Source organism: Streptomyces sp. NRRL F-5123, from assembly GCF_000721495.1.
Taxonomy (GTDB): Bacteria; Actinomycetota; Actinomycetes; order Streptomycetales; family Streptomycetaceae; genus Actinacidiphila.
Map to the genome: position 1 here is coordinate 161,618 of NZ_JOHY01000004.1, position 22,147 is coordinate 183,764.

Annotated in this window: 24 protein-coding genes and 1 pseudogene; 14 read left to right on the plus strand and 11 right to left on the minus strand. The window is 74.4% G+C overall.

All coding sequences use genetic code 11. The annotated features are described in order from the left end of the window. The first annotated feature begins 115 nt into the window (after positions 1–115). From IH54_RS0105770 to IH54_RS0105785, 4 genes are all read left to right on the plus strand, one after another. On the plus strand, positions 116–1,354 hold the full coding sequence (locus IH54_RS0105770; protein WP_031513419.1) for a MurT ligase domain-containing protein: 1,239 nt from the start codon (positions 116–118) through the stop codon (positions 1,352–1,354). A 35-nt stretch (positions 1,355–1,389) separates the two neighbouring features. Then, positions 1,390–2,121: a type 1 glutamine amidotransferase gene (locus IH54_RS0105775; RefSeq protein ID WP_031513421.1), complete on the plus strand. Its 732-nt coding sequence runs from the start codon at positions 1,390–1,392 to the stop codon at positions 2,119–2,121. Between the two features lie 201 nt (positions 2,122–2,322). Further along, positions 2,323–3,348: a 6-phosphofructokinase gene (locus tag IH54_RS0105780; protein WP_031513423.1), complete on the plus strand. Its 1,026-nt coding sequence runs from the start codon at positions 2,323–2,325 to the stop codon at positions 3,346–3,348. A gap of 128 nt (positions 3,349–3,476) precedes the next feature. Next, complete coding sequence (locus IH54_RS0105785; protein ID WP_031513425.1) at positions 3,477–4,433, plus strand: cytochrome c oxidase assembly protein; 957 nt, start codon at positions 3,477–3,479, stop codon at positions 4,431–4,433. A 226-nt stretch (positions 4,434–4,659) separates the two neighbouring features. On the opposite strand, the pseudogene IH54_RS48055 reads toward IH54_RS0105785, so the two are convergent. Continuing rightward, a pseudogene (locus IH54_RS48055) lies at positions 4,660–4,977 on the minus strand (TetR/AcrR family transcriptional regulator C-terminal domain-containing protein); the annotation flags it as partial. Between the two features lie 77 nt (positions 4,978–5,054). On the opposite strand from IH54_RS48055, the gene IH54_RS0105790 reads away from it, so the two are divergent. The 3 genes from IH54_RS0105790 (at position 5,055) to IH54_RS0105800 (ending at position 7,311) form a co-directional block, all read left to right on the plus strand. After that, positions 5,055–5,777 carry a lysophospholipid acyltransferase family protein gene (locus tag IH54_RS0105790; RefSeq protein ID WP_031513428.1) on the plus strand — a complete coding sequence of 241 codons (723 nt, stop codon included), beginning with the start codon at positions 5,055–5,057 and terminating at the stop codon, positions 5,775–5,777. A 120-nt stretch (positions 5,778–5,897) separates the two neighbouring features. Next, the gene (locus IH54_RS0105795) at positions 5,898–6,728 is read left to right on the plus strand and encodes a TIGR02452 family protein (RefSeq protein WP_031513430.1); all 831 of its coding nucleotides are present in this window, start codon (positions 5,898–5,900) and stop codon (positions 6,726–6,728) included. Positions 6,729–6,777: 49 nt separating this feature from the next. Next, positions 6,778–7,311 (plus strand): YbaK/EbsC family protein, encoded by a 534-nt coding sequence (locus IH54_RS0105800; RefSeq protein WP_052397111.1) that lies wholly within the window; start codon positions 6,778–6,780, stop codon positions 7,309–7,311. A gap of 91 nt (positions 7,312–7,402) precedes the next feature. Here IH54_RS0105800 and IH54_RS0105805 read toward each other — a convergent pair whose 3' ends face one another. From IH54_RS0105805 to IH54_RS0105840, 8 genes are all read right to left on the minus strand, one after another. Further along, positions 7,403–8,989 carry an alpha/beta hydrolase gene (locus tag IH54_RS0105805; RefSeq protein ID WP_031513433.1) on the minus strand — a complete coding sequence of 529 codons (1,587 nt, stop codon included), beginning with the start codon at positions 8,987–8,989 and terminating at the stop codon, positions 7,403–7,405. A 190-nt stretch (positions 8,990–9,179) separates the two neighbouring features. Next, positions 9,180–10,136, minus strand: coding sequence for an urease accessory protein UreD (locus IH54_RS0105810; RefSeq protein ID WP_063762220.1), 957 nt, complete (start codon positions 10,134–10,136; stop codon positions 9,180–9,182). Continuing rightward, a complete protein-coding gene (gene ureG / locus IH54_RS0105815) occupies positions 10,133–10,816 on the minus strand; it encodes an urease accessory protein UreG (RefSeq protein WP_031513438.1) in 684 nt (227 codons plus the stop codon). The genes IH54_RS0105810 and ureG overlap by 4 nt, the downstream gene beginning before the upstream one ends. Before the next feature lie 16 nt (positions 10,817–10,832). Further along, positions 10,833–11,540, minus strand: a complete 708-nt coding sequence (locus tag IH54_RS0105820) for an urease accessory protein UreF (protein ID WP_052397112.1) — start codon at positions 11,538–11,540, stop codon at positions 10,833–10,835. Positions 11,541–11,542: 2 nt separating this feature from the next. Next, positions 11,543–13,264 carry an urease subunit alpha gene (locus IH54_RS0105825; protein ID WP_031513442.1) on the minus strand — a complete coding sequence of 574 codons (1,722 nt, stop codon included), beginning with the start codon at positions 13,262–13,264 and terminating at the stop codon, positions 11,543–11,545. Beyond that, positions 13,257–13,568, minus strand: a complete 312-nt coding sequence (locus tag IH54_RS0105830) for an urease subunit beta (protein WP_031513445.1) — start codon at positions 13,566–13,568, stop codon at positions 13,257–13,259. Before IH54_RS0105830 ends, IH54_RS0105825 begins: the two co-directional genes overlap by 8 nt. A 9-nt stretch (positions 13,569–13,577) precedes the next feature. Then, entirely contained in the window at positions 13,578–13,880 is a 303-nt protein-coding gene (locus IH54_RS0105835; protein ID WP_031513448.1) for an urease subunit gamma, read from the minus strand. Between the two features lie 93 nt (positions 13,881–13,973). Further along, positions 13,974–14,264, minus strand: coding sequence for a type II toxin-antitoxin system Phd/YefM family antitoxin (locus tag IH54_RS0105840; protein WP_031513450.1), 291 nt, complete (start codon positions 14,262–14,264; stop codon positions 13,974–13,976). 58 nt (positions 14,265–14,322) lie between these two features. On the opposite strand from IH54_RS0105840, the gene IH54_RS0105845 reads away from it, so the two are divergent. The 3 genes from IH54_RS0105845 to IH54_RS0105855 all read left to right on the plus strand — a co-directional run bounded on the left by IH54_RS0105845 (position 14,323) and on the right by IH54_RS0105855 (position 16,279). Next, on the plus strand, positions 14,323–14,958 hold the full coding sequence (locus IH54_RS0105845; protein ID WP_031513453.1) for an ATP-dependent Clp protease proteolytic subunit: 636 nt from the start codon (positions 14,323–14,325) through the stop codon (positions 14,956–14,958). 5 nt (positions 14,959–14,963) lie between these two features. After that, positions 14,964–15,278 carry a hypothetical protein gene (locus IH54_RS0105850; RefSeq protein WP_031513455.1) on the plus strand — a complete coding sequence of 105 codons (315 nt, stop codon included), beginning with the start codon at positions 14,964–14,966 and terminating at the stop codon, positions 15,276–15,278. A 515-nt stretch (positions 15,279–15,793) separates the two neighbouring features. Beyond that, a complete protein-coding gene (locus IH54_RS0105855; RefSeq protein WP_031513457.1) occupies positions 15,794–16,279 on the plus strand; it encodes a C40 family peptidase in 486 nt (161 codons plus the stop codon). Between the two features lie 39 nt (positions 16,280–16,318). Here the strand turns inward: IH54_RS0105855 and IH54_RS0105860 are convergent, their stop codons facing one another. Further along, positions 16,319–16,750, minus strand: coding sequence for an ATP-binding protein (locus IH54_RS0105860; protein WP_031513459.1), 432 nt, complete (start codon positions 16,748–16,750; stop codon positions 16,319–16,321). A 295-nt stretch (positions 16,751–17,045) separates the two neighbouring features. Here IH54_RS0105860 and IH54_RS0105865 point away from each other — a divergent pair, with 295 nt between their 5' ends. Both IH54_RS0105865 and IH54_RS0105870 read left to right on the plus strand, forming a co-directional pair. Beyond that, positions 17,046–17,939, plus strand: a complete 894-nt coding sequence (locus IH54_RS0105865) for a helix-turn-helix domain-containing protein (protein ID WP_052397113.1) — start codon at positions 17,046–17,048, stop codon at positions 17,937–17,939. Then, positions 17,936–18,187 carry a DUF397 domain-containing protein gene (locus IH54_RS0105870; protein WP_031513463.1) on the plus strand — a complete coding sequence of 84 codons (252 nt, stop codon included), beginning with the start codon at positions 17,936–17,938 and terminating at the stop codon, positions 18,185–18,187. The genes IH54_RS0105865 and IH54_RS0105870 overlap by 4 nt, the downstream gene beginning before the upstream one ends. 24 nt (positions 18,188–18,211) lie before the next feature. On the opposite strand, the gene IH54_RS0105875 is transcribed toward IH54_RS0105870, so the two are convergent. Next, positions 18,212–19,390 carry an aminotransferase class I/II-fold pyridoxal phosphate-dependent enzyme gene (locus tag IH54_RS0105875; RefSeq protein ID WP_031513465.1) on the minus strand — a complete coding sequence of 393 codons (1,179 nt, stop codon included), beginning with the start codon at positions 19,388–19,390 and terminating at the stop codon, positions 18,212–18,214. Positions 19,391–19,585: 195 nt separating this feature from the next. On the opposite strand from IH54_RS0105875, the gene bioB reads away from it, so the two are divergent. Next, positions 19,586–20,773, plus strand: coding sequence for a biotin synthase BioB (bioB, locus tag IH54_RS0105880; RefSeq protein WP_031513467.1), 1,188 nt, complete (start codon positions 19,586–19,588; stop codon positions 20,771–20,773). Then, entirely contained in the window at positions 20,766–22,109 is a 1,344-nt protein-coding gene (locus IH54_RS0105885; RefSeq protein WP_031513469.1) for an adenosylmethionine--8-amino-7-oxononanoate transaminase, read from the plus strand. Before bioB ends, IH54_RS0105885 begins: the two co-directional genes overlap by 8 nt. Positions 22,110–22,147 lie beyond the last annotated feature (38 nt).

Sequence of the window (22,147 nt, forward strand, 5' to 3'; positions counted from 1 at the left end):
TCGATCGGAACTTGCCGGCCGCCGTCGCGGCCGCCCGGGCGGACGGGACCACCGGCCGCCGCGGGGGGCGCGTGGGCTTCGGGGTCGCGCCGGATCCAGGAGGGAAGACAGACGGATGGCAGGCAAATCGGAGCCGCTGACGCCGCGGGCGAAGCTGGCCGTGACGGCGGGCAAGGCGGCCGCGGCGGTGTCCCGCGCGGCGGGCAAGGGCAGCGGGTCGGTGATCGGCGGCAAGGTCGCGCTGCGCCTGGACCCCGATCTGCTGGCCCGGCTCGCCCGGCACCTCGACGTCGTGCTGGTGTCGGCCACCAACGGCAAGACCACCACCACCCGGCTGCTCGCCGAGGCGCTGCGGGCCGGCGGCCCGGTCGTCTCCAACGCGCTGGGCGCCAACATGCCGGCCGGCATCACCTCCGCGCTGGCCGGCGGCTCCGACGCCCGCTTCGGCGTGATCGAGGTGGACGAGAAGTACCTGGCCGGTGTCGCGCGGGACGTCGCGCCCAAGGCCATCGCTCTGCTGAACCTCTCCCGCGACCAGCTCGACCGGGCCGCCGAGACGCGGATGCTCGCCGAGAAGTGGCGCGAGGGCCTGGCCGGGTCCGAGGCCGTCGTCGTCGCCAACGCCGACGACCCGCTGGTCACCTGGGCCGCCTCCTCCAGCCCCACGGTGGTGTGGGTCGCGGCCGGCCAGTCCTGGAAGGACGACGCCTGGTCCTGCCCCTCGTGCGGCGGGGTGCTCCAGCGCCCCGGCGACGACTGGTACTGCGGCGAGTGCGGCTTCCGCCGCCCCACCCCGACGTGGGCGCTGTCCGGCGACCACGTCGTCGACCCGTACGGCGTCGCCTGGCCGATCCACCTGCAACTGCCGGGCCGGGCCAACAAGTCCAACGCGGCCGTCTCCGCGGCCGTCGCAGCGACCTTCGGCATCGACCCCAAGGTCGCGCTGGAGCGGATGTACAAGGTGCAGGCGGTCGCGGGGCGCTACGACGTGGTGAGCTTCCAGGGCCGCGACCTGCGGCTGCTGCTCGCGAAGAACCCGGCGGGCTGGCTGGAGACGTTCTCCCTCATCGACGCCCCGCCGACCCCGGTGATCCTGTCGGTCAACGCGCGCGGCGCGGACGGCACCGACACCTCGTGGCTGTGGGACGTGGACTACACCCGGCTGTCCGGGCACCCGATCATGGTGATCGGCGACCGGAAGCTGGACCTCGCGGTGCGCCTGGAGGTGGCGAACCAGCAGTTCACGGTCTGCGCGGACCTCGACGAGGCGGTCAGGACCGCCCCGCCCGGCCGGATCGAGGCCATCGCCAACTACACCGCCTTCCAGGACCTGCGCCGCCGCGTCGGCAACTGACCCGGGCCGTCAAGGACCGTCAAGGAGATACCCCAATGAGTGAGTCCAGCCTGCGCCTGGTGTGGGTGTACCCCGATCTGCTGAGCACCTACGGCGACCAGGGCAACGCCCTGGTGGTGGAGCGCCGGGCGCTCCAGCGCCGGGTCCCGGTGACCCGGGTGGACGTCCGCTCCGACCAGGCCGTCCCCACCTCCGGCGACATCTACCTGATCGGCGGCGGCGAGGACCGCCCGCAGCGGCTCGCGGCCGAGCGGCTGCGCCGCGACGGCGGACTCAACCGCGCGGTGTCCAACGGCGCGATCGTCTTCTCGGTGTGCGCGGGCTACCAGATCCTCGGCCACGAGTTCGTCAACGACCTCGGCCGCCCCGAGCCGGGCCTGGGCCTGCTGGACGTGGTGAGCACCCGCGGCGAGGGCGCCCGCTGCGTCGGCGACGTGCTGGCGGACATCGACCCGCAGCTCGGCCTGCCGCCGCTCACCGGCTTCGAGAACCACCAGGGCGTCACCCACCTCGGCCCGACCGCCCGCCCGCTCGCGCGGGTGCGGATCGGCCGCGGCAACGGCACCGGGGACGGCACCGAGGGCGCCTTCAACGACACCGTCTTCGGCACGTACATGCACGGCCCGGTGATGGCCCGCAACCCGCACATCGCCGACATGCTGATCAAGCTGGCGCTGGACGTCAACGCGCTGCCGCCGGCCGACGACCGGTGGTACGACGCGCTGCGGGCCGAGCGCATCGCGGCCGCGGAGCAGCAGCCCGCGTGAGCCCGCGGGCCCGCCGTCCGCGCCCCGGGCGAGCGCCGACGGCAAGCCGCCGGCAAACGTCTCCCCAGCGTTCGGTCAATCGTCAGGTGTCCGCAGTGCGGTCGCCGTGGAGGGCACGCTACGGGGATCGGTAAGCTTGCCGTGATCCATCCGGACGACGTGGTCCGGCCGTCCCGACGAGTCGCGGGAGTAACGAGAGCAATGCGTATTGGTGTGCTGACCAGCGGCGGCGACTGCCCCGGGCTGAACGCCGTCATCCGGTCCGTCGTGCACCGCGCCGTCGTGGACCACAATGACGAGGTCATCGGCTTCCACGACGGGTGGAAGGGCCTGCTCGAGTGCGATTACCGCAAGCTCGACCTGGACGCCGTGAGCGGCATCCTGGCGCGCGGCGGCACCATCCTCGGCTCCTCCCGCGTGCAGCCCGCGCATCTGCGCGGCGGCGTGGAGACGGCCCGCGGCCATGTCACCGACCTGGGCCTCGACGCGATCATCCCGATCGGCGGCGAGGGCACCCTCAAGGCGGCCCGGCTGCTGTCGGACGCGGGCCTGCCGATCGTCGGGGTGCCCAAGACGATCGACAACGACATCGCCTCGACGGACGTCACCTTCGGCTTCGACACCGCCGTGACGGTGGCCACCGAGGCGCTGGACCGGCTCAAGACCACCGCCGAGTCGCACCAGCGGGTGCTGATCGTCGAGGTCATGGGCCGGCACACCGGCTGGATCGCGCTGCACTCCGGCATGGCCGCGGGCGCGCACGCGATCGTGGTGCCCGAGCGGCCCTTCGACATCGCGGAACTGGCCGCGGTGGTCGGCAAGCGCTTCGAGGCGGGCAAGAAGTTCGCCATAGTGGTCGTCTCCGAGGGCGCCAAGCCGCGCGAGGGCACGATGGACTTCAGCGCCGGCGCCACCGACGTCTACGGCCACGAGCGCTTCACCGGCGTCGCCAACCAGCTCTCCGTCGAGCTGGAGGAGCGGCTCGGCAAGGAGGCCCGGCCGGTCATCCTGGGCCACGTGCAGCGCGGCGGTACCCCGACGGCGTACGACAGGGTGCTGGCGACGCGCTTCGGCTGGCACGCCGTGGAGGCCGTGCACAGCGGACAGTTCGGCATGATGACCGCGCTGCGCGGCACCGACATCACGCTGGTGCCGCTGGCGGAGGCGGTGCAGCACCTCAAGACGGTGCCCGCCGAGCGCTACACCGAGGCCGAGTGCGTCCTGTGACGCGCTGAGCCGCGACGACGACCGCGGTCCGCCCCCGCCCGGAGTGCCGGGCGGGGGCGGTTCTACTCTGGAGCGGGCACATCGGTCGAATCGGCCGGCTGCCGATCGGCGCGACGGAGGAGTGACGGATGGACCACGGTGGGCACGGCATGCACATGGACCTGCCGCCGTTCACCCTCGGCCGGGGGCTCGCCGTCACCGGCGGCGATCCGTACTTCGCCGCCGGCTGCGCGCTCGCGCTGGTGCTCTACGGCTGGGCGGTGCTGCGCCTGCGGCGGCGCGGCGACGCGTGGGCGGTGGGCCGTACGGTCTCCTTCGCCCTCGGGGTGCTGACGATCGCCGCCACGATGTGCACCCGGCTCGACGACTACGGCATGGTCATGTTCAGCGTGCACATGGTGCAGCACATGATCCTCAGCATGCTCTCCCCGATCCTGCTGCTGCTCGGCGCGCCCGTCACGCTGGCGCTGCGCGCGCTGCCGACCGCCGGCCGCGGCCGTACCGGCCCGCGCGAGCTGCTGGTCAAGCTGCTGCACAGCCGCTACGTGCGGGTGGTGTCGCACCCGGCGTTCACCATCCCGCTGTTCGTCGCGAGCCTGTACGCGCTGTACTTCTCGCCGCTGTTCGACTCGCTGATGCGGCACAGCCTCGGGCACACCGCGATGATGGTGCACTTCCTCGCGGTGGGGCTGCTCTTCTTCTGGCCGATCATGGGCGTCGACCCCGGGCCGCACCGGCCGGGCTACGTGATGCGGATGCTGGAGCTGTTCGCCGGGATGCCCTTCCACGCCTTCTTCGGCATCGCGGTGATGATGGCGAGCGAGCCGCTGGTGAGCACCTTCGAGCACCCCGCGGCCTCGCTCGGCATCGACCCGCTGGACGACCAGACGGCGGCCGGCGGCATCGCGTGGGCCTTCAGCGAGATCCCCTCGGTCGTGGTGCTCATCGCGCTGCTCATCCAGTGGTACACGTCCGAGCAGCGGCAGGCCCGGCGCAAGGACCGCGCCGCGGACCGGGACGGCGACGCCGAACTGGTCGCGTACAACGCCTACCTGGCCTCGCTGGAGTCGCGCGGCCGCGGCTGAGCGCCGCTCCCGCCGGGGGCCGCGGCTCCGGTCCCCCTCCCCCGGCCCGGCTCGGGGCGCCGGGAGGTGGGCCGCCAGGCCGGTGACCATCAGGTCGAGGCCGAACTCGAAGCGCGCGTCGCCGGCGTCGCGGGCCGGCTCCGCGGCCGTGCCGGTGAGCACGGGGGAAGCGCTCGGGCGGCAGGGCTCCGAAGAAGTCCGCCGTCCGCGTGGCGATCTCCGGGCCCGAGCCGCCGCTCCTCGCGTGGTGGACGCGGCTCGCCTCCTCCGCGGCGGCGCCCGTGACGTACAGGCTCAGCGCGTCCACGGCGTACGCGCACACCTGCTCGGGCAGTCCGGCGGCGGGGATCGCGAGCATCCCCTCGCTGATCACGGTGACGCCCCCGCCGCTGGGCACGCCGATCTCCGGGAGCGGCCGGGCGAGGTCGCCGTGGGCGACGAGGGCGCGGCGGGAGGCCCGCATCACGTCCTTGTTCTGCTCGCTCCACTGCCGCGGGTCGGTGGCGGGCGGCGGCCGCGCTGGTCGGTACGGGCGCGCGGGCACTACTCTGCCGGGGCGCCGGGTGGACCGGCCGTGCGGGGCCGGGAGCGCCGGGACCGCCGTCCAGGGGGAGGCTGCCCGTGTTCTACCGGGTGCTCAAGTACGTCGTTCTCGGGCCCTTGCTGCGGATGTTCTTCCGGCCCCGTATCGAGGGCGCGGAGAACATCCCGGAGACCGGTGCGGCCGTCGTCGCCGGCAACCACCTCTCCTTCTCCGACCACTTCGTGATGCCCGCGATCCTGCCGCGCCGGATCACCTTCCTGGCCAAGGCCGAGTACTTCACCGGGCCCGGCCTCAAGGGCCGGCTGACGGCGGCCTTCTTCCGCGGGGTGGGCCAGATCCCGGTGGACCGCTCCGGCGGCAGCGCCTCGCAGTCCGCGATCGACGCGGCGCTCGGCGTGCTGCGCCGCGGCGAGCTGCTCGGCATCTATCCCGAGGGCACCCGCTCCCACGACGGGCGGCTCTACCGCGGCCGCACGGGCGTCGCGGTGATGGCGCTGCGGGCCCGCGCGAAGGTGGTGCCGTGCGCCATGATCGGCACCTTCGAGCTCCAGCCGCCCGGCCGCAAGCTGCCGCGCCTGGGCCGGGTGACCATCCGCTTCGGCGAGCCGCTGGACTTCAGCCGCTTCTACGGCATGGAGGGCGAGCGGCACGTGGTGCGGGCGGTCACCGACGAGATCATGTACGCGATCATGGAGCTGTCCGGGCAGGAGTACGTCGACCGCTACGCGGGCGAGGTCAAGGCGGAGATGCAGGCGCAGAAGGGCTCCGGCTCCCGGCTGCGCCGCGGTTCCGGCTCCTGACCGCGCGGGCCGCCGGACCGACGGCCTGACGGGCCCGCGGACCGGCCGTCCGACGGGCCGTCAGCCGGCCTCGAATTCCGGTTCGCGCGACGGCACCCCGTCCCCGTAGGGTCAGGACCCGTGAGCGCACGACTGCGGAACATCGCGATGGAGAACCAGCGGTTCGTCGAGGAGGGCGGCTACCCCGGCCCCGGCGGACGGTGGGTCGGCCTCGGCGCCGTCGAGGCCGCCGCGGAGGGCACCCGGATGTTCGGCCCCGAGCCGGTCCCCGTGCCCGAAACGGCGCCCGGCCCCGGCGCGCACTGCACGGTCACCGGCGAGGACAGCCTGGCGGCCGCGCACCGGCTGGTCACGGCGGGCGGCGGGCCCGTGGCCGTACTGAGCTTCGCCTCCGCGCGCAATCCGGGCGGCGGCTACGTCAACGGGGCGCAGGCGCAGGAGGAGGCGCTGTGCCGGGCCTCGGCGCTCTACAGCTGCCTGCTGCGCGCACCCGGCTACTACGCCCACCACCGGGCGCACCGCGATCCGTTCTACTCGCACCGCGTCATCCACTCCCCCGCCGTGCCGGTCTTCCGCGACGCACGCGGCGCGCTGCTGGACGAGCCGTGGGCGGTCGGCTTCCTCACCTCTCCCGCGCCCAACGCCGGGGTCATCGCGCGCACCCTGCCGGAGCGCACGGGCGAGATAGGCCCCGCCCTCGACACGCGCGCCGAGCGGGTGCTGGAGGTGGCCGTCGCCCAGGGCTACCGCCGGCTGGTGCTGGGCGCGTGGGGCTGCGGCGTCTTCGCCAACGACCCGGCGCGGGTGGCGGCGGCCTTCGCCGTCCTGCTGCGGCCGGGCGGGCGCTTCGCGCGGGCGGTCGACGAGGCCGTCTTCGCGGTCCTCGACCGCCGCCCTGACTCCCCCACCCGGGCTGCCTTCGCCGCAGCCTTCGGCGCCGCACGGGTCTGAACCCCCGTCACCGCACCCCACTGCCCCGATCAGCGAAACACAGGCGGTCATGAGCGACATCCAGGAAACCCCGGAAACCGTGCAGCCGGCGCCGCAGCCGGACGACCACGCCACCTACCACCGGCTCGTCGCGCTCCTCGACGCGCAGGGCGCCGACTACCGGATCGTCGAGCACGCGCCTGAGGGCGTGACCGAACTGGTCAGCGAGCTGCGCGGGAACACCCTCGCGCAGGCGGCGAAGTGCATCGTGGTGATGGTCAAGGTCGGCAAGAAGACCACGCGCTACGTGCTCGCGGTGGTGCCCGGCGACAAGCGGGTGGACCTCGGCGCGGTCAAGGCGCTGCTGTCCGGCACCTACGTCTCCTTCGCCTCCCGCGACATCGCCGAGCGGCTGGCGGGCAGCGTGAGCGGCACCGTGCTGCCCTTCTCCTTCGACGAGAAGCTGGAGCTGGTCGTCGACCCGGGGCTGCTGGAGCACGACACGCTCTACTTCAACGCCGCCCGCCTGGACCGCTCGCTCGCGCTCTCGGCGAAGGACTACGTGCGGATCGCCGCGCCCCGCACCGAGGCCATCGCGCTCTGACCGCCCCGGGCACACCGCGGGCCGCCGCCCGCACCCGCCGGTGAGCGGGGCGCGGCCGGCGGCCCGGTAACGGCCGTACGGGGTGCGCGGGTTACGGCACCGGGGTGGCGTGCGGTCCGCACACCACGTCCTGCGGGTCCAGCGTGCCGTGCAGCAGGTAGTCGTCGACCCGGGAGTTGATGCACGGGTTGACGAGGTTGGTCACGCCGTGCGAGCCGGCGCCCTGCTCGGTGACCAGCCGCGATCCGGTGAGCCGGCGGTGCGTCTCCAGCGCGCCGGTGTACGGGGTGGCGGCGTCCCTGGTGCTCTGGACGATCAGCACGCCGGGCAGCCCGCGGTGCCCGCGGACGTCGACCGGGGTCTGCTGCTTGACCGGCCAGGTGGCGCACGGCAGGTTCATCCAGGCGTTGGACCAGGTCAGGAACGGGTACTGGGCGTTGAGCGCGGTGTTGTCCCGGTCCCACTTGTGCCAGCTGGTCGGCCACTGGGCGTCGGTGCACTCGACCGCGGTGTAGACGGCGTTGCCGTTCTCGCCGCTGGTGTTGCCCGCGGTGTCGGACGGGTCGGGGGCCGCCGCGTCCAGCATCGCCTGGGTGTCACCGCCCTCGTACGCGCTCCACACGCCGGCCACGGTCGCCCACGTGGAGTCGTAGTACGGCGCGTTCTGGAAGAAGCCCAGCAGCTCGTTGGGGCCGACGACACCGCCGATCGGGTGCGCCTTGGCGGCCGCGCGCAGCGCCTCCCACTTCGACTCGACCTGGGCGACGGTGCTGCCCAGGTGGTAGACGGAGTCGTACTTCGCGACCCAGGTCTCCCAGTCGTTCCACCGGCCCTCGAAGGCGATGTCCTGGTCCAGGTTGTTCCGGTACCAGATCTGGTCGCGCGACGGGTTGACCACGCTGTCGATGATCATGCGGCGGACGTGCGTCGGGAAGAGCGTGGCGTAGACCGAGCCGAGGTAGGTGCCGTAGGACACCCCGAGGTAGTTGAGCTTGTCCTCGCGCAGCGCGGCCCGGATGACGTCCAGGTCGCGGGCGGTGTTCGGGGTGGTCATCTGGGAGAGCATCGCGGCGCCGGTCCGCTCCAGGCAGCCGGCCGCGTACTCGGCGGCGAGCTTGCGCTGGGCCTGCTTGTCGGCGTCGGTGTCGGGCACCGGGTCGGCCTTGGGCGCCTGGGCGTAGTCCGCCGGGTCCTCGCAGGAGATCGGAGCCGAGTGGCCGACACCGCGCGGGTCGAAGCCGACGAAGTCGTACGCCTTGGCCGTCTTGGTCCACAGCGCCGCCCCGGTGGCGAGCCGCACCGGGAAGCGCAGTCCGGAGCCGCCGGGGCCGCCCGGGTTGTAGATCAGCGAGCCCTGGTGCTCCGCCTTGGTGCCGGTGGCGACGGCACGGTCGACCGCGAGCTTGATCGTGGCGCCGAACGGCTTGCGGTAGTCGACCGGCACGGTGACCCATCCGCACTGCACCGGGGTGGCGAGGCCCCAGCCGGCCGGGCAGTCCGCCCAGCTTATGCCGGTGCGCCGGGCGTTCGCGGCGGCGATCGCCACGCCGGCGGACTCCGGCACGGTCACCGCGGACTGCCGTCCGTGGTGGGCGGACCCTGCGGTCGCGGCCGGGGCCGCGGCGACGACTCCGGCGATCAGGGCGCCGGTGGAGACGAGCACGATGGTGCGTCTCACGTCGAAACTCCCCCTCTCCTGCGTGGCTTGTGGCCACGGTGATCACTGTGATCAGAAGCGAATCCTTTCCCCTGTGGAGCTGCTGTGAACAGGCCGGGCGAGTGATTCTTCATCAAAGCGTGATTTCCGCCCGGCAGGGTGCGGTCCGGACGGGTGACGGCACGTCACCGCCGGTCCGGGCCGGGCGCGTTCACCGGCCCGGCGGCGGCGTAAGCGCGCGGGCGGCGGCGGTGAAGGCGGAACGGGGGCCCGCGGAGGTGAGCAGCACGCCGGGGCCGGCCAGCTCGGTCAGCGCGGTCAGCGGCGGCAGCGCGGCGCCGGACGGCGGGTCGGGCGCGGGCACGACGAGCAGCTGACCGAGCGTGCGGTACGGGCCGAGGACGGCGGGCCCGTCCCAGCCGGGCGGTGCCCCCGGGCCGACGTCCAGGGCCTGGTCGAGCAGCGGGAGGCCGCCGTACGTGACGGTGAGGCGGGTGCCGAGCCTGCCGGGCGGCTCGGCGTGCCGGCCGAGCACCAGTTCCTCGCGCAGCACCAGCCGGGCGCCGGGGGCGAGCGCCACCCGGGTCGTCATCCGCAGGTCGCTGCCGCGCGCGGCGATCACCGGCTCGGGCAGCCAGTGCAGTTCGGCGTCCGCGCCGACGGTGAGGAGCACGTCGTAGTGCGCGGGCCGCCCGTCGCGGCCGGGCAGCGAGACGGTCGCGGCGGACGCGTCGACGACCAGCCGCGCTCCGGCGACCGCCTCGGCCTCGATCCGCAGCCGGTCGCCGCCGAGCGGCGCGCTCATGGCCCCCACGACGGTGACCCGCGCCCAGCCGTCCCGCTCCGCGCGGGTGCGGCGCAGCGCCAGCGGCCCGTCCCCGGCGAGCAGCGGCAGCGCGGTGCCGCCCCGCCCGTCGCCGGTGGCGCGGATCCGCGCGGTCGCGCTGACGGCGCTCGACGGGCCGCTCCCGGCGGTGCGGGCGGGCGCCGGACCGCCGCCGGGCGGGCGGGGGGAACTCGCCGGCCGGTCCGCAGCGGCGGGGACGGGCTCCTCGGTACGGGCGGTGCCCCCGGTGCCGCGGGCGGCCGTCGCGGTACGGCCGCTCTGCGTACCGCGGGCCGGACTCGCGGGCCCGGCCTCCGTACCGCGGGCTGTGGTCGCGGTCATGCGGTCCAGGCCGCGAGACGCTCGCCGACCCAGGCGGCGACCGGTGCGATGCCGTCGCCGCGTGCGACCGAGGTGAAGACGACCGGCAGCGGACCGCGCTGGGCGGCGGCGTCGCGGGCCATCCGGTCCAGGTCGGCGCCGACGTGCGGGGCGAGGTCGGTCTTGTTGACGACCAGCAGGTCCGCGGTGGTGACGCCGGGGCCGCCCTTGCGCGGGATGTCGTCGCCGCCCGCGACGTCGATCACGAAGATCTGCGCGTCGGCCAGGCCCCGGGAGAAGGTCGCGGTGAGGTTGTCCCCGCCGGATTCGACGAGCACCAGGTCCAGCGGTCCGACCGCCTCCTCCAGGTCCTCGACGGCTTCCAGGTTGGCGGAGATGTCGTCGCGGATCGCGGTGTGCGGGCAGGCACCGGTCTCGACGCCGACGATCCGCTCGGGCGGCAGCACGGCGTTGCGCAGCAGGAAGTCGGCGTCCTCGCGGGTGTAGATGTCGTTGGTGACCACGCCGATGGCGAAGCGGTCGCGCAGCACCCGGCACAGCGCCGCCACGGTGGCGGTCTTGCCGGAGCCGACCGGGCCGCCGAGCCCGATCCGCAGGGCCCGGCGGCGGCCGTCGGGGCGCAGCGCCTCGGCGGAGTGGGAGTGCCGCTGGGGGAAGACCTCGGGGTGGTCACGGTGCATGAGGGGCTCCGGGGGGTCAGGAGGCGAACAGCCGCACCGGCCAGGCCGCGTGCTGCTCGGCGGCGATGTCGGGCAGCGGTGCGGAGGCGGCGGGCAGGGCGGTCGGGCCGTGGTCGCGGGCGAGCTCCGCGGCGCGGGCGGCGGCGTCCGCGACGGCGTCGACCTGCGGGGCGAGCCCGGCGAGGACGCCGGCGGCGTGGAAGGGGTCGAGGCCGAGCAGCCGGACGGCGGCGCCGGCCGGGCCGGTCGCGGCCTCGTACGCCGCGGCGCGGGCGGCGTCGGCGGGGCCCAGTCCCGCGGCCCGCGCGACCAGGCCCAGGACGACGGGCTGGTGTGCGCCGCGCGGGCGGGCCGCGGCGAGTTCCTCCAGGGCGGCGGAGGGCCAGGTGGCGCGGGCCGCCCGGGTGAGCTGGCGGCCCAGCCGCCGGGAGGCGGTGCGCAGTGCGAGCGAGGGTGTCCGGGCATCGGCCGCGTCGTCGAGGCCGAGCGGGTCGAGTCCTGCGGCCGCCGCCGCGGCCAGTGCGGCGGCGACCAGTCCTGTGGTGTGCAGCCGTCCGCGGCAGTAGTCCGCGAGGGTGGCCGTGTCGTGCACCCGCCCGTCGGCGACGGCGGCCTCGGCGCCGCCGGAGTGGGCGTGGCCGCCGGCCGGGAAGCGGCCGTCGCAGAGCAGCAGCAGGGCGGCGAGGGCTCCCGTACCGGCGGGCGGGGGGTCGGCGGGCGTCATGCTCAGAAGAGGAAGTAGCGCTGGGCCATGGGCAGTTCGGCGGCGGGCGCGGCTTCCACCGGCTCGCCGTCGATCGTGACCGTGAAGGTGTCGGGGTCGACGGCCACGTCCGGCAGCGCGTCGTTCCCGCGCATGTCGGCCTTGGTGACGGCCCTGGTGCTGCGGGCGGCGGCGAAGGGCTTGGCGAGGCCGAGCCGTTCGGGCAGCCCGTCGTCGAGCGCGGACTGGGTGACGAAGGTGACGGAGTTCGCGGCGGGCGCCGCCCCCGTACCGCCGAACATCGGTCTCGGCAGCACGGGCTGCGGGGTCGGGATGGAGGCGTTGGCGTCGCCCATCTGGGCGTACGCGATCTGCCCGCCCTTGAGCACCAGGTCCGGTTTGACGCCGAAGAAGGCGGGATCCCACAGCACCAGGTCGGCGAGCTTGCCGGGCTCGACCGACCCGATCTCGTGGTCGAGGCCCTGCGCCACGGCAGGGTTGATGGTGTATTTGGCGACGTAGCGGCGGGCGCGGTGGTTGTCGGCGGGGCCGTCGCCGGGCAGGGCGCCGCGGCGGCGCTTCATGACGTGCGCGGTCTGCCAGGTGCGCAGCGCGATCTCGCCGATGCGGCCCATGGCCTGCGAGTCGGAGCTGACGATGCTGATCGCGCCCAGGTCGTGCAGCACGTCCTCGGCGGCGATGGTGGACGGCCGGATGCGGGACTCGGCGAAGGCGAGGTCCTCGGGCACGGCGGGGTTGAGGTGGTGGCAGACCATCAGCATGTCGAGGTGCTCCTCGACGGTGTTGACGGTGTGCGGACGGGTCGGGTTGGTGGACGACGGCAGCACGTTGGGGTGCGCGACGACGGTGATGATGTCCGGCGCGTGCCCTCCGCCCGCACCCTCGGTGTGGTACGCGTGGACGCCGCGGCCCGCGATGGCGGCGAGGGTGTCCTCGACGAATCCCGCCTCGTTCAGGGTGTCGGTGTGCAGGGCGAGCTGCGCCCCCGACTGCTCGCAGACCCGCAGGCACGCGTCGATCGCGGCGGGCGTGGCGCCCCAGTCCTCGTGGATCTTGAAGCCGAGCGCGCCCGCCCGCAGCTGGGCGTGCAGCGCGTCGGGATTGACGGTGTTGCCCTTGCCGAGCAGGCCGACGTTGACCGGGAAGCCCTCCAGCGCGGCGAACATCCGGGCCAGGTGCCAGCTCCCCGGCGTGACGGTGGTGGCCTTGCTGCCCTCGGCCGGTCCGGTGCCGCCGCCGAGCACGGTGGTCACGCCGGAGGCGAGGGCCTGCGGTATCAGGGTGGGCGAGATGAAGTGGACGTGCGCGTCGATCGTCCCGGCGGTGAGGATCCGGCCGTTGCCCGCGATGATCTCGGTCTCCGGGCCGATGACCAGGTCCGGGTGGACGCCGTCCATGGTGTCGGGGTTGCCGGCCTTGCCGAGCGCGGTGATCCGGCCGTCGCGCAGCCCGACGTCGGCCTTGACCACGCCCCAGTGGTCGAGCACGACGGCCCCGGTGATCACGGTGTCCGGCGCGCCCTCGGCCCGGGTGGTGCGCGCCTGACCCATGGACTCGCGGATGACCTTGCCGCCGCCGAAGACGGCCTCGTCGCCGGCGAGTCCTGGACCGCCGGCCAGGTCGCGCTCGACCTCGATCAGCAGGTCGGTGTCGGCGAGCCGGATGCGGTCGCCGGTCGTGGGGCCGTAGAGGTCGGCGTAGCGGGGGCGGGCGAGTTCAGCCATCGAGGGCTCCCGCGACCTGGCCGCGCAGCCCGGGGACGGTCCGGGCGCCGGCGATCGGCACCAGGGCCACCTCGGCGGGAATGCCGGGCTCGAAGCGCACCGCGGTGCCGGCCGGGATGTCGAGGCGCAGCCCGCGGGCGGCGGCGCGGTCGAAGTCCAGGCCGGGGTTGGCCTCGGCGAAGTGGTAGTGCGAGCCGACCTGGACCGGCCGGTCGGCGGTGTTGAGCACCGCGAGCCGGGTGACCGGGCGGCCGGCGTTGAGCACGACGGGCGCGTCACCGTACACGATTTCCCCCGGGATCATGCCGCCTCCTCAGACGATCGGCTCGTGGACGGTGACGAGCTTGGTGCCGTCCGGGAAGGTGGCCTCGACCTGCACGTCGTGGATCATCTCGGGGACGCCGTCCATGACGTCCGCGCGGGTCAGGACCGTGCGGCCGGTGCGCATCAGCTCCGCGACACCGCGCCCGTCCCGCGCGCCCTCCAGGATGTGGGCGGTGATCAGCGCGACGGCCTCGGGATGGTTGAGCCGCAGCCCGCGGGCGCGGCGCCGCTCGGCCACGTCGGCCGCGACATGGATGAGCAGGCGTTCCTGCTCGTGAGGGGTCAACCGCACCGCCGCACCTCGCCATCTCCGGCCCGCTTCCGGGCAGTTCGGGGCCTGAGGCGCGAGGTTACGGCGGCGGCGTTTCGGGCGCGTTAACCCCTGTTACGGGCGGCGGTCGCCCGGGGTGGGCCCGCGGTGCTCGGCGACGATGCCGAACCTGCGGCGTTCGCCCGTGGCGGACGGGGGCGTGGTCGCGGTGGAGACGGCGACGATCGGCCGCTCGTTCTCGGCGGCGTCGAGATCGCGCAGTCGTTGCAGGTCAGCGGCCGAGACCAGGGCCACCAGCGGCTTGCCGTGCCGGGTCAGCACCACCTGCTCACCGCCGTAGACCACGCGGTTGATGAGCTCGGCGAGCTCGGCCCGCGCTTGTGTCACCGGGACGTCATGGGTCATGCTCCCCATCATAACGGCCTGTACGTCCTGTACATTTTTTACGCACGGAGGTGCCCGCATGATCCGTCCCACCGCCCGCTACGTGCTCCCGGAGTTCACCGAGCGCAGCAGCACCGGCACCCGCACCACGGACCCGTACTCCAAGCTGCTCCAGGAGCGGATCGTCTTCCTGGGCACCCCCGTCGACGACACGTCGGCCAACGACGTGATGGCCCAGCTGATCCACCTGGAGAGCTCGAGCCCGGACCAGGACATCCACCTCTACATCAACTCGCCGGGCGGATCCTTCTCCGCGATGACCGCGATCTACGACACGATGCAGTACGTGACCTGCGACGTCGCGACCGTCTGCATCGGGCAGGCGGCGTCGGCCGCGGCGGTGCTGCTGGCGGCCGGGGCGCCGGGCAAGCGCATGATCACCCCCTACGCCCGGATCCTGATCCACCAGCCGTCGCTGGGCGACGTGGTGCAGGGCGACGTGTCGGACCTGGAGATCCAGGCCAACGAGCTGCTGCGCACCCGCGAGAAGCTGGAAACGCTGCTGGTGCGGCACACCGGGCAGGAGCCGGAGCGGATCCGGGCGGACATCGAACGCGACAAGGTCTTCGACGCCGCTTCCGCCGTCGCCTACGGCCTGGCGGACCAGCTCACCAACAGCCGCAAGACCGGCGGCCCGGCCGCCGGCGCGCGGTGAGGCCGGTGCGCCCGGAACCGCCGCCGCTGCCGGCGCTCACCCGCTCCGAGGGCGAGCTGGTCGACTGCTACCTGGAGGTCGTCGACCTGCTCGGCCGCGTCAACCCGTCACGCGGCACCGACACCTACGGGGCGCTGCGCGCCGCGCAGGCGCTCGTCGGGCGGGCGCTGGCGCTGCGCGAGGCGCTGACGGTGATGCACCTGCGCGGCGAGACCGAACTCCACCACGCGACGCTCGGACGGGCGCTGCGCGTACTGGACGGCGAGCGCCGGTCCTCGCTCGCGGTGGTGGCGCCGGAACCGGAGCCGCCCTCGCGGTGACGGGCGCCGCGCCGTCACGCTGCGGCGCGGCCCACCCCTTATCGGCCGAACCCCTCCTCATCCCGTCGGCCCAGCGGCGCGGGGTGGCGGGCGGGCGCTCCGGTTGCGCCGCCCGGCCCGGATCGCGGCCCGACGACGCAGGTCACAGTGGTCGGCGAGGGGTGGGCGGTCGCCGGAAGGGAGCAGCGCCGCCACCCGGTCGGAGCAAGCGTGACGAGGCTCACACCGGGCGTTTCCCACCCGGTACCGGCGTGCCGTGTGCGTCACGATCCGTGGTGACGACAAGCCCCCGCCGCCGTGGCGGGGCGGTCCGCACGGACGCCGAGTCCCGCCGGCGTGCGGATGTCCGGTCGACACGAGTGCAACGGCGGGAGCGGAGGACCCGCGCACGGCGGGGCCGGACCCGGTACTCCCGGGCCCGCCCCTTGGGGTGAAGCCGCAGTACGCGGCCGGGCATCTTCGCCTGCCCGAACCCGACAGGCCATCCTTCGCAGGCCGACGACGAAGGGTTGTACATGACCGCGCCTGTCGCACTTTCCGCTTCCGCACGGCTGAGCCGCCTCGGGGCGGCGTCCGTCCTCACCGCCGCCGCAGTGGCCGTACCGTCCCTCATGCCCGGCGCCGCCCAGCAGGCCGAGGCCGCCACCGCGGGCGTCCGGGCCCTCGGGGTGGCGGCGTCCAAGGAGGGCGCCCTCTACCAGTGGGGCGCCACCGGGCCCTCGCGCTTCGACTGCTCGGGCCTGACGCAGTACTCCTTCCGCAAGGCCGGCAAGCGGCTGCCGCGCACCGCCGCCGCGCAGTACCGCAGCACCCGGCACATCTCCGCGTCCGGCCGCCATGTCGGCGACCTGGTCTTCTTCCACAGCGGACCGTCCGCGTCCTCCGTCTACCACGTCGGCATCTACGCGGGCGGCGGCGAGATCTGGCACGCCCCGAAGACCGGCGCCCGGGTACGCCTGGAGCACATCTGGTCCCGCAGCGTCTGGTACGGGCGGGTCTGACCGCCCGGTACACCGCCGCCGGGCTCCGCAGGCCCGCGCTCAGCCGACCGGGACGGCCCAGGGCAGCACGATCCAGACGGTCTTGCCGCCGTCGCCGGTCGGGGTGACCCGCAGGCTGCCGCCGGACTCGGCGGTCAGATGGCGGATGATGACCAGCCCGCGGCCGTTGTCCTGCTGCTGTGGGCACACCGTGGCCTGGCGCGGCCAGCGCGGGTGGCTGTCGGTGACCCCGATGTGCAGCTGCTCGGACCGCTCCAGGCGTACGTCGACGGTGAAGGTCGGCGACAGGCCCGAGGTGTGCAGCACGGCGTTGGTGGCCAGTTCGGACACGATCAGGCGCACGGTGTCGACGGCCGGGGCGCCCGCGGGCAGCCCCCAGCCGGCGAGCACCGCGCAGACGTACCGCCTGGCCGCCGTCACCGAGGCGGGTTCGCTCGGCAGGGTGACGGACGCTTCCTGAAGATCTGCCATGGCGACGCTTCCCTTTCCCGCCGTGACCTGGCTCCGGTGCGAACGACGCGGCAACGGGGCGGGAATTGGGCCCTCCTCGCATACGCCGGGTTCGCGCCAGAATGCACTCATCGTGCCGCCAATGCGGGCGCCGCACAGCGGTCTGCATATATCTGTCGCTCAAATCGGTGAACTCTGCCGCGGGAGAACGCACATGGTCGGCAGACTGTCGTATCGGGGAGAAGAGGACAGAACGCATCAGGAACTCCGGCAGCCCGCGGGACGGCGGGCGTCGCAGTGAGGAGGGCGAGAGGACATGGAACGAGTGCCCGCCGTACGCCGGCGCCGACTCGGCGCGGAACTGCGCCGGTTGCGCGACCTCGCAGGGCTCACCAGCGGCGAGGCGGCCCAGCGGGTGGGGTGGCACCAGTCGAAGGTGAGCCGTATCGAAACCGGCCACAGCAGCGTCCGCGCCGAGGACGTCAACCTGCTGCTCGACGCCTACTCCGTACGTGACCGTGATGTTCGCGACCTGCTGCACACCCTTGCCGGGCACGGCCACCAGCGCGGCTGGTGGCACGACTTCCGCGAGGTCCTGCCGGTCGAGTACCGCGACTTCATCAGCCTGGAGACGGGCGCCACCCGGGCCAGATCACTGGAGACCAGCGTGGTGCCGGGCCTGCTCCAGACGCCCGGTTACGCCCGCGCGCTCACCCGCGACGTGCTGCCGCAGCTCGGCCCGCGCGAGGTGACCGCGCTGGCCGAAGTGCGCATCGCGCGGCAGGCTGTGCTGCTGGAGCAGAACCCGCCGCTGGAGCTGAACGCGGTGCTCGACGAGGCGGTGCTGCGCCGCGGTGTCGGCGGGCCGGAGGTGATGGCAGGTCAGCTGCGGTGGCTCGCACGGGCGGCCGAACTCCCGCAGGTTTCCCTGCAGGTGCTGCCATTTGCCGCGGGCGGGCACATAGGGGTGACGGGGTCTTTCGTCATCTTCTCCTTTCCGCGCATTGCAGATCTGGATGTGGTTGTTCTCGACCATCTGACCGGTAGTCTCTGTGTCGATCGGAAAGAAGACATCGCCGCTTACACCGCCGCGTTCGCCCGATTGTGTGATCGCGCGCTCCCCTGTGCGGAATCTGCTGCGATGATCACGGAAATCGGGGCGGAGTTCTCACGGTTGCAGCGGCGTACTAAGGAGGCATCGACAGCATGACTGCGCGAATCCCGGCGGCCCGCGAGCCGCACGCCCACGTTCCGTCCAGCCTGGCGCTGGACGTCGCCTGGCGGCGCAGCAGCCACAGCACGGCGGCGAACAACTGCGTCGAGACGGCCCGGATGCCCTCCGGGCCGGTCGCGGTCCGCGACTCCAAGGACACCGCCGGACCCGCCCTCCTGTTCGCACCGGGCGCGTGGACCGCGTTCGTGGCGGCCGTCAACGCGGGGGCGCTCAGGGCCCGGTAGTCACCCTCGGGCGGGCAGGTCCCGTCAGGCGCGGACCGCCCCGGCCGGCGCGGTCGCGACGATCGTGGCGGCCGCCGCCGCGATCTCGGCCGGGGTCAGCGCCGCGTTGGCCGTCACCCGCAGCCGGGAGATGCCGTCGGGGACGGACGGCGGGCGGAAGCAGCCCACCGCGAGCCCCGCGGCACGGCCCGCGGCGGCCCACTCCACCGCCGCCGCGGGCGAGGGCGCACGGACCGAGACGACGCACGCGTCCGGCGCCGTCGCGTCGAACCCCGCGGCGGTGAGGCGTCGGTGGAAGTCGCGGGCCGCGCCCAGCGCGCGGCCCGCCCGCGCGGGCTCGCGCCGCAGCAGCCGCAGCGCGGCGAGCGCGGCACCGGCCGCGGCCGGTGCGAGCCCGGTGTCGAAGATGAACGTCCGCGCGGTGTTGACCAGATGGTCGATGACGGCGGCGGGCCCCAGCACCACGCCGCCCTGCGCCCCCAGCGCCTTGGACAGCGTCGCGGTGCACACCACGTCGGGCGCGCCCGCCAGCCCCGCGGCGTGCGCGGCCCCGCGCCCGCCGGGCCCGAGGACGCCGAGCCCGTGCGCGTCGTCCAGCAGCAGCGCGGCCCCGTGCTCGCGCGCGGCGGCGGCGAGCGCGCCCAGCGGCGCCGCGTCGCCGTCCACGGAGAAGACGGTGTCGCTGACGACGACGGCCCTCCCGGCGTGTCCGGCGAGCGCCTTGCGCACGGCGGCGGGGTCGGCGTGCGGGACGACCTCGGTGGCCGCCCTGGACAGCCGGCAGCCGTCGATGAGCGAGGCGTGGTTGGCCGCGTCGGAGACGATGAGGCCGCCGGGCCCGGTGAGCGCGGTGACCGCCGCGAGGTTGGCGGCGTAGCCGGAGGCGAGCACCAGCGCGGCCTCGAATCCGGTGAAGGCGGCGAGTTCCGCCTCCAGTTCGGCGTGCAGCGCGGTGCTGCCGGTGACCAGCCGGGAGCCGGTCGCCCCGGCGCCCCACGTCACGCACGCCTGCGCGCCCGCCGCGGTGACCTCGGGGTGCAGGCTGAGGCCGAGGTAGTCGTTGCCTGCGAGGTCGAGCAGGCCCGGTTCCGCGGCCCGCGGGCGCAGTTCGCGGCGGAGCCCGGCGGCGGCGCGTACGGCGGCCTGCTCGGCGATCCAGCCGAAGGGGCCGGGGTGCCCGGCGGCGGGCGGTGTGCTGGTCACGGCGGTCCTTCGTGGTGCGGCTCGGATGCGGTTCGGGGACGGTCTGGCGGCGGGCGGGCTCGGGCGGCGGGGCCGCACCCTGCAACGTACTGGCCCGCAATCGTGCACAGGGTGTGGTGATGCACACACCCGCGGCCACCGCTCTTGTACGGTCCGTCCTTGGCTCGGGGCCGCCGGGTAGGCGAGTATCCCCTCATGGACCTGCTGACCGCACTGGTGGACAAGGGGCTGCGCCGCGAGCTGCCCACCCGGGACGAGGCGCTCGCCGTGCTGGCGACGTCCGACGACGAACTGCTCGACGTGGTGGCCGCGGCGGGCCGGGTGCGCCGCACGTGGTTCGGCCGCCGGGTGAAGCTCAACTACCTCGTCAACCTCAAGTCGGGGCTGTGCCCCGAGGACTGCTCGTACTGCTCGCAGCGGCTGGGCTCGCAGGCGGGCATCCTCAAGTACACCTGGCTGGGGCCCGAGGAGGCCGCGGCCGCGGCGAGCGCGGGGGTGGCGGGCGGCGCCAAGCGGGTGTGCCTGGTGGCCAGCGGGCGCGGGCCCACCGACCGCGACGTGGACCGGGTCTCGGAGACCATCGCGGCCATCAAGGGGCGGCACGAGGACGTCGAGGTGTGCGCGTGCCTGGGCCTGCTGGCGGGTGGTCAGGCCGACCGGCTGAAGGCGGCCGGCGCGGACGCGTACAACCACAACCTGAACACCTCCGAGGGCACGTACGGGAGCATCACCACGACCCACACGTACGCCGACCGGGTCGACACCGTGCAGCGGGCGCAGGCGGCCGGGCTCTCGGCGTGCTCGGGGCTCATCGCGGGCATGGGCGAGAGCGACGCTGACCTGGTGGACGTGGTCTTCGGGCTGCGCGAACTGGACCCGGACTCCGTGCCGGTCAACTTCCTGATCCCCTTCGAGGGCACCCCGCTGGCCAAGGAGTGGAACCTCACCCCCCAGCGCTGCCTGCGGATCCTGGCGATGGTCCGGTTCGTGTGCCCGGACGTGGAGGTGCGGCTGGCGGGCGGCCGCGAGGTGCACCTGCGCACGATGCAGCCGCTGGCCCTGCACCTGGTCAACTCGATCTTCCTGGGCGACTACCTGACGAGCGAGGGCCAGGCCGGCCAGGCAGACCTGGACATGATCGCGGACGCCGGATTCGAGGTGGAGGGCGCGGAGACCCCGACGCTGCCCGCGCACCGCGCCGCCGGGCTGTGCGGCGCCCACGACGGCGGCTGCGGGAGCTGCGGCGACACCGCGTGCGCAGGCGCGCACGGGCACGGGAAGACGGCGTCCGCGCCGGCCCCGCCGGCCGTGCCGGCTGCGCGGACGGACCTGGTCGCGGTGCGGCGGCGGGGCGCGGGAACGGACCTGCCGCCCAATGCCTGAGCCCGCGACCGCGCCCCTCCCCGCGCCGGGGCCTGCCGCCCCGCTGCCGGCCGAGGTGCTCCTCGGGCTGGACCGCGAGCACGTCTGGCATCCGTACGGGCCGATGCCCGGCCGCCAGGAGCCGCTGGTCGTGGCGTCGGCCGAGGGCGTGCGGCTGCGGCTCGCGGCGCCCGCGCAGGGGCGTGACGAGCTGGTCGACGGCATGTCGTCGTGGTGGTCGGCGATCCACGGCTACCGGCACCCGGTGCTGGACGCGGCCGTCCGCGACCAGCTCGGGCGGATGAGCCATGTGATGTTCGGCGGCCTCACCCACGAGCCCGCCGTCCGGCTCGCCGCGCGGCTGGTGGAGATCACGCCCGAGCCGCTGCAGCACGTCTTCCTGGCCGACTCCGGGTCGGTGTCGGTCGAGGTCGCGGTCAAGATGTGCCTGCAGTTCTGGCGCTCGCTCGGGCGCCCGGAGAAGCGCCGGCTGCTGACCTGGCGCGGCGGCTACCACGGCGACACCTGGCAGCCGATGTCGGTGTGCGACCCCGACGGCGGCATGCACCACCTGTGGTCGGGGGTGCTGCCCGAGCAGGTCTTCGCCGAGCAGCCGCCGCCCGGCTTCGACGCGGAGCCCGACCCGGCCTACTGCGACCGGCTGCGCGCCCTGGTGGCCCGGCACGCGCACGAGCTGGCGGCGGTGGTCGTGGAGCCGGTGGTGCAGGGCGCGGGCGGCATGACCTTCCACTCCCCCGGCTACCTTCGGGTGCTGCGGGAGGCCTGCGACGAGCACCAGGTGCTGCTGGTCCTCGACGAGATCGCCACCGGCTTCGGCCGCACCGGAACGCTCTTCGCCGCCGGACACGCAGGTGTCAGCCCCGACGTGATGTGCGTCGGCAAGGCGCTGACGGGCGGCTACCTGACGATGGCGGCGGCGCTGTGCACCTCCGCGGTCGCCGAGGGCATCTCCCGCGGCGAGGTGCCGGTGCTCGCCCACGGGCCGACCTTCATGGGCAACCCGCTGGCCGCGGCGGTCGCGAACGCCTCCCTCGACCTGCTGCTCGGGCAGGACTGGGCGCAGGAGGTCAAGCGGATCGAGGCGGGCCTGCACGAGGGCCTCGCGGCGGCCGCGGAGCTGCCCGGTGTGCGCGACGTGCGGGTGCTCGGGGCGATCGGGGTGGTGCAGCTGGACCACGAGGTGGACATGGCCGCGGCGACCCGTGCCGCGGTGCGCGCCGGGGTGTGGCTGCGGCCCTTCCGGGACCTCGTCTACACGATGCCGCCCTACGTGACCGGCGACGAGGACCTGGCGCGGATCTGCGCCGGCGTGCGGGACGCGGCCCGGGCGGGGTGACGCCGCCCGCGGCCCGGGGGCTGCGGTCAAACGGGTGA

What these genes read in the sequence shown, in the direction of transcription:
- IH54_RS0105770 (WP_031513419.1), top strand. Translation starts at nt 116, where the DNA reads ATGGCAGGCAAATCGGAGCCGCTGACGCCGCGGGCGAAGCTGGCCGTG.
- IH54_RS0105775 (WP_031513421.1), top strand. Translation starts at nt 1,390, where the DNA reads ATGAGTGAGTCCAGCCTGCGCCTGGTGTGGGTGTACCCCGATCTGCTG.
- IH54_RS0105780 (WP_031513423.1), top strand. Translation starts at nt 2,323, where the DNA reads ATGCGTATTGGTGTGCTGACCAGCGGCGGCGACTGCCCCGGGCTGAAC.
- IH54_RS0105785 (WP_031513425.1), top strand. Translation starts at nt 3,477, where the DNA reads ATGGACCACGGTGGGCACGGCATGCACATGGACCTGCCGCCGTTCACC.
- IH54_RS0105800 (WP_052397111.1), top strand. Translation starts at nt 6,778, where the DNA reads ATGAGCGACATCCAGGAAACCCCGGAAACCGTGCAGCCGGCGCCGCAG.
- IH54_RS0105810 (WP_063762220.1), bottom strand. Translation starts at nt 10,136, where the DNA reads ATGACCGCGACCACAGCCCGCGGTACGGAGGCCGGGCCCGCGAGTCCG.
- ureG (WP_031513438.1), bottom strand. Translation starts at nt 10,816, where the DNA reads ATGCACCGTGACCACCCCGAGGTCTTCCCCCAGCGGCACTCCCACTCC.
- IH54_RS0105820 (WP_052397112.1), bottom strand. Translation starts at nt 11,540, where the DNA reads ATGACGCCCGCCGACCCCCCGCCCGCCGGTACGGGAGCCCTCGCCGCC.
- IH54_RS0105825 (WP_031513442.1), bottom strand. Translation starts at nt 13,264, where the DNA reads ATGGCTGAACTCGCCCGCCCCCGCTACGCCGACCTCTACGGCCCCACG.
- IH54_RS0105830 (WP_031513445.1), bottom strand. Translation starts at nt 13,568, where the DNA reads ATGATCCCGGGGGAAATCGTGTACGGTGACGCGCCCGTCGTGCTCAAC.
- IH54_RS0105840 (WP_031513450.1), bottom strand. Translation starts at nt 14,264, where the DNA reads ATGACCCATGACGTCCCGGTGACACAAGCGCGGGCCGAGCTCGCCGAG.
- IH54_RS0105845 (WP_031513453.1), top strand. Translation starts at nt 14,323, where the DNA reads ATGATCCGTCCCACCGCCCGCTACGTGCTCCCGGAGTTCACCGAGCGC.
- IH54_RS0105855 (WP_031513457.1), top strand. Translation starts at nt 15,794, where the DNA reads ATGACCGCGCCTGTCGCACTTTCCGCTTCCGCACGGCTGAGCCGCCTC.
- IH54_RS0105860 (WP_031513459.1), bottom strand. Translation starts at nt 16,750, where the DNA reads ATGGCAGATCTTCAGGAAGCGTCCGTCACCCTGCCGAGCGAACCCGCC.
- IH54_RS0105865 (WP_052397113.1), top strand. Translation starts at nt 17,046, where the DNA reads ATGGAACGAGTGCCCGCCGTACGCCGGCGCCGACTCGGCGCGGAACTG.
- IH54_RS0105870 (WP_031513463.1), top strand. Translation starts at nt 17,936, where the DNA reads ATGACTGCGCGAATCCCGGCGGCCCGCGAGCCGCACGCCCACGTTCCG.
- bioB (WP_031513467.1), top strand. Translation starts at nt 19,586, where the DNA reads ATGGACCTGCTGACCGCACTGGTGGACAAGGGGCTGCGCCGCGAGCTG.
- IH54_RS0105885 (WP_031513469.1), top strand. Translation starts at nt 20,766, where the DNA reads ATGCCTGAGCCCGCGACCGCGCCCCTCCCCGCGCCGGGGCCTGCCGCC.